4 protein-coding genes are annotated in these 5,133 nt (G+C 36.2%); all 4 read right to left on the bottom strand.

Going from position 1 to position 5,133, the window contains the following annotated elements:
- The coding region (locus HRT72_04415) for a hypothetical protein (GenBank protein ID NQY66952.1) at nt 1-202 on the bottom strand (202 nt) is incomplete at its 3' end.
- 10 nt (nt 203-212) lie between these two features.
- Nucleotides 213-1,310 carry a glycosyltransferase family 4 protein gene (locus HRT72_04410; protein NQY66951.1) on the bottom strand — a complete coding sequence of 366 codons (1,098 nt, stop codon included), beginning with the start codon at nt 1,308-1,310 and terminating at the stop codon, nt 213-215.
- A 136-nt stretch (nt 1,311-1,446) separates the two neighbouring features.
- Nucleotides 1,447-4,122 carry an OmpA family protein gene (locus HRT72_04405; GenBank protein NQY66950.1) on the bottom strand — a complete coding sequence of 892 codons (2,676 nt, stop codon included), beginning with the start codon at nt 4,120-4,122 and terminating at the stop codon, nt 1,447-1,449.
- Nucleotides 4,123-4,132: 10 nt separating this feature from the next.
- Nucleotides 4,133-5,133, bottom strand: a 1,001-nt coding sequence (locus tag HRT72_04400; protein ID NQY66949.1) for a hypothetical protein, incomplete at its 5' end; no start/stop codon positions are given.

Here is a 5,133-nt window from a genome sequence, read left to right as displayed (position 1 = left end):
TATCAATTATTTTAATTTTATCCGAGCCGATACTTTCAATGATATTTCTTGTGTCATCATCTTCGTCACAATCTCCCAATGCGATAATGAATTCATCTACTATAGGAAGAATGGATTCTATAGAAGCCTTGATAGGGTAGTAAAGTTTTGACACATTCTTCACCATTGTGAAACCGCTTATTTTTGCTTTTTTCTCCTGCATTTATTTTTGGTTACCCTTTTTGTTCCAGAAGAAATTTTTCAAAGTCATTCATGCGATCCTTCAAGAGGAATTTATCTTTTACACGTCTAAGGCCTGCGGTACCCATTTTGTTTCTTTGTTCAGGGTTTTTAATTAGCTCTTCAACTTGATCTGCGAATTTTTCTAGATCGGGGTATTCAATTAGGAATCCAGTTTCTTTGTCTCCAATAATTTCAGGATTACTTGTCATGTCGAAAGCTACAACTGGCTTCGATTTAACCATTGCTTCTACTAGTACATAACCAAATCCTTCCCACATAGAAGAAAGTAAAAAGACATCGATAGAGTTCATAAACTCTTCTATACGATCTATGAAATCGAGTAAAATAACCTCGTCGCTTAATTTATTGTCGGAAATTTCTTTGGCTAGCTTATCCTTAAGACCACCTGTTCCTGCAATGAATATGGTGAATTCTAGTCCTCTGCTTTTTAGAATTTTCGCTAATTCTATTAAATGTAATTGACCTTTTTGTTTCGTTAATCTACCAGCATTTCCCAAGATAATTCCATTTCCTTTTTCTTTAATTACAGAAATGCATTGGGTAATCTCGTTGCTCTTTTGAATGTCTATACCATTGTAGATTACTGTTATTTTATCCTCAGGAATATGGGAGGAAAGGTTTTTGAGAATTGTATTCTTCGTTTTTATAGAATTTGCTAGAATATGTGTTAGTATATTTTTAAATAGAATTCTGTTTACGAATCGATTTTTAATGGGCACGGCCAAACCTCTTCGAAACGCTATATTTTTCACACCAGCTAGCTTAGCAGTTATTCCTCCTAGTTTTAAATCTTGAGAGGTAGAGAATATAACAGCATCAATTTCCTTCTCTTTAAAAAATGAAACGAGATTGAATACCTTAAAAGGATTTAAGGCCGAAAACATTGATACTTTAATATTGAATTGGGATAATTTGCTCTCCTTGGCTTTTTGAGAGAGTACGGAGTTATGTCCGCAAACAACAAAGACATTGTGCCCTCTATTCTGCATTTCAACAGCATAATCGAGGTAGAATTTTTCTCCTCCTCCCCAGAATTTAACGCTATTAAAAAAACAGATATTGCTCATTCGACCGTGCCTGAGATGATATTAAAGGCTTTATTGATGTTAAATTGACTTGATCGAAGTTAAGTCAAATATTAATAGACAAATAGAAATTACAAAAGGAAACAATTATGATTGAATCCTTTTGTAACAGTTTAATCTATTTTCTCATAAATATTTTCATTTCAACCCTACGGTTTTTTTGCTTTCCTTCCTCAGTGTCATTGCTGGCAATTGGAATATTTTGACCGAAGTATTTAATTTTTACTCTTGTTGGGTCTACACCATAATGGCTTAGAAGATCTTTTACATTATCGGCTCTTTGTTTTGATAATTTCAGGTTATCCTCTTCATTACCCGTGTTGTCCGTATGTCCACCGAGAACAATTCCCCATTCTCTATTTTCAGCCATCAGTTTTGCTAAAGCATCAATAGCTATTTTAGAATTATCTAAGATAACACCGGAGTTTGGTTCGAATTCCAGACTTCCAAAGGCCTCGTCGATAACTTTCTTGTGCTTGGCTTCCAAGTTAACAAGCTGGTCTTGTTCGTCAAGAAGGCCTATCCCAGTATTCTCTGTAGTAGGCATTGAGTTATAAGCGAAATGCCCATTAGCATCTTTACTAGCTGCTACGTACTCTATTTTTCCATCATTAGTAAATATTACGTGGATTTCAGTATCATCACTTCCCTCTAAACTATATATATAGTTATCCATTTTAGCGATATTCTTAAAGTCGAATGTTCCATTTCTATCCATGAATACCGACATTAACGTATCTCCGTCTACACTTATTAAAAATAGTTTAGGAGCTTCAATAGCATCAATTTTATGATATTGGAAATAACCTTGCCCGTCATTCTTAGCTTGAATGGTTTGTTCACCGATTTTAATCTTCATGACATCGGCAGCGGAAAGTTTCCCATCATCACCTTGTAATAAGAATGTCATATCGTCTATTCCTGCAGGCAACTGTTTAAAATGAAAGAATCCTTCAGCGTCTCTACTTGCAGTCATTACGGTATCGCCTTCGGCATTCAACAATAGCATCTTAACATCTAGAGCTTTCTCCTTTTCGTATTCGAAAAGTCTATTTGTGATTTCTTTTGCGTCCCCCAAAATTTCTGTTCCGTCTGTAAAGGCCATTTTAACTTGAATTTCTTTGGCATTTCCAAAGTGTTCGTCGTTTGCCTGAAGTAAGAATAAAAATTTCTTTTGATCAACTGCAACGTTCGTAAATTGGAATAGAAACTGATCATCAACAATTACAGTTTGAAGTGTATCACCATTTGGATTTACCATATGAAGGGTAGATGCAGTAATTGGGCAACCTTCGCTTTCGATAGGGCCAGCTTTACTTGGGCATAAGTCTAAGCCATCTGGGATACCATCACTATCTGAATCAGGGCAGCCATCAAATTGTTTAATTCCTGCTTTATTCGGACAGTCATCATCTTCATCCTTAATACCATCTTTGTCTTGATCCGTTTTCTCTTTTCTACCCATTGTCCAATTGAAACCAAGGTTTACATGTGCAACTTTAGTTGTCATCGGAAGCATAAACCCAAGTGCGTTATCCGTCATAGCATAGAATTGCCAAGGACCTAAGTTTAGAGAGAAACCAAACCCAATGTTTGCATAACTTCTTGCAAAAGCAGAGTAGTTAATTTGAGCACTAAACATTCTCTTAAGCTTGATATTGTAAGATGCTGTTAAAGAACGCTGCATTCTTCCTTTGTAAAACTCTGCTCCAAGCAGTAACCCTGCCCAATGCCAATCTGCCATTTTCCAAGTACCACCTACATACATTCTTGCTGGTAGTTTTGTTTTATACTCGTTGTTTGTTTCCTCTGGAGTGAAAATTTCTATGATAGAATCTGTAATTCCTGTCAAATCCGGATTTGAAACTTCACTAGTTCCTATGTTAATTGGAATGTCCAAACCAGTCCATGTATATTCTGAATCGTCGATTGTATAATTGGATGCGTTTTTCTTCCATTTAAACCTACCTATATCATTAATGGAGGCGTGTACTTTAAGCTTATCCATTAGTTGATATGAACCACCAAGGTTAATTCCAATTCCTGTATTACCAGTTCCTAAAAAGCTAGAAGGTTGTAGACCCCCAGCAGAACTATTAGTATCCAAAGGATTTACCACCCCAGCAAAATTAACTGACATATCCCCTGCAAGCGTCATGTGTAAGTTTTCTGGATCGGTTGTAATAGAAAGTTCTTTAGTCTTGGTATCAACGTTTGCCAATCCATCTAAATATTTAATTCTTATACCGACTGTAAGTTTGTCGTTTATTTCTCGAGCCACACCAAGTGCATATTCTGTGTACACTGTAGCATCCATACCTAATCCAGAGAAGTCAGCCTTTTCGTCCATGAATTTCCCTCCGTTACCGCTCCACAAAAAATCTACGATATCTCGTGGAAAGGATAATCGTCCGAAAGCTTTTAAGCCGAAACTAGTTGAGAAATACATTTTTTTTGCTCTAAACCCTAATGAAAAAGGTTCATATGCAGTGTATAAATCTGTATAATTCATCTTTCCCAACACATTATCCAATATGTCGTTAATGTCGATAAAAGTTGTTCCATCAGTACGCTGTTGGAAGATTTGATTTCCTGTGAAACCAGTATTGGCGGCATACGTATTTATCGATCCAAGAGCTAATGAGAAAAACCCTTTATTATCTGGTGTTAGGGCAGGGTTTATTTTAAGTGAGTGTGGTACACTATTCATGTTATACATAGTAAGATTAGGCTGTGCCCAAAGCTGTACAGAATATAATCCGATCAATAAACTTAGAAGTACTTTTGTTTTCATAGTTGTTCTTTTATTCTTCTTCTCCTGAAGTTAATTCGTTAACGTTTGCATCAAGTTCTACAATTAGTCCAAGAGTAACTCCTATTTTATAATTGTTGAGCATTTGTACATCCACATCCCCATTTCCACTTGTTTCAATAGTAGCATCAATTACCAAAAATTTAGCATCATCAAGTTTAGATACTTCAGCTACAAATTCTGTAGATTTTGATCCAGGAATACCAGTGGTTTCACCATTGGAATTAATTTCAGCTCCTTCTAAAAAAACACCCTTTTCTACTAAGGTTGAAATTCTTGTGCTGTCTTCGCTTTCAAACCAAGCTTCTAAAGTTACTTCCCAAGGGAATCCGTTTTCAAGATCAAGAATAATTGTAGCTGTTTTAACCGGGTTTGCATTACCGTCTAATTCACTTCCTAAATCTACTTCCACTCTTTGTCTTGTATTAAAGCCTTTAGCTCTCCCAATTAGAGGAAGTCGTACATCAACCTCAATATCAATTTTGCTATCGCTACGTACAAAATTTCCAACCCTTGGGTTTGCAGCAGTTGATGAATTTGCCAAAACACTGCCTATGTTAAACTCCATCGATCTGGGAGCAGAAGCAATTAGTTCTACTATACTGCTGTTTTCGTAATTTATCTGTACTGAATCCTTTTTTGATTCTCTGAAATTTTCATTAGTAGGTCCAGCAAGAACGAAAGGGGCAAGTGGGTTAGAGCCTTCAAAAGTTAATTCGTCTGATAATTCAGTTTCTCCTGCCATATAGGTGTATCCAATGGAACCTATATCAACGGAAACATCGATTCCAAAAGAACTTGTAACACCCACTTTGATTTCCGGTTCAGCCAATGATAGCTCTCCACCTAATGCTTGATCGAATAAGCCAATCTTCCCTAGATCAAATCCGTCCATAAACTGGTAATCGGGACCAAAGTCTGCAAATATTACGTCAAATTCCATATTTGAAAATGATGCGGTAAATTCAACGGCATCATTTTGGTCTAAAGCGG

This window comes from Flavobacteriales bacterium, from assembly GCA_013214975.1.
GTDB lineage: Bacteria > Bacteroidota > Bacteroidia > DT-38 > DT-38 > DT-38.
Note: the sequence above shows the minus strand (reverse complement) of the source record. Positions and strands in the feature narration are given on the sequence as shown.

Excerpts from the sequence above, each read along its gene's own strand:
- HRT72_04405 (NQY66950.1), bottom strand. The coding sequence starts at position 4,122 with ATGAAAACAAAAGTACTTCTAAGTTTATTGATCGGATTATATTCTGTA.
- HRT72_04410 (NQY66951.1), bottom strand. The coding sequence starts at position 1,310 with ATGAGCAATATCTGTTTTTTTAATAGCGTTAAATTCTGGGGAGGAGGA.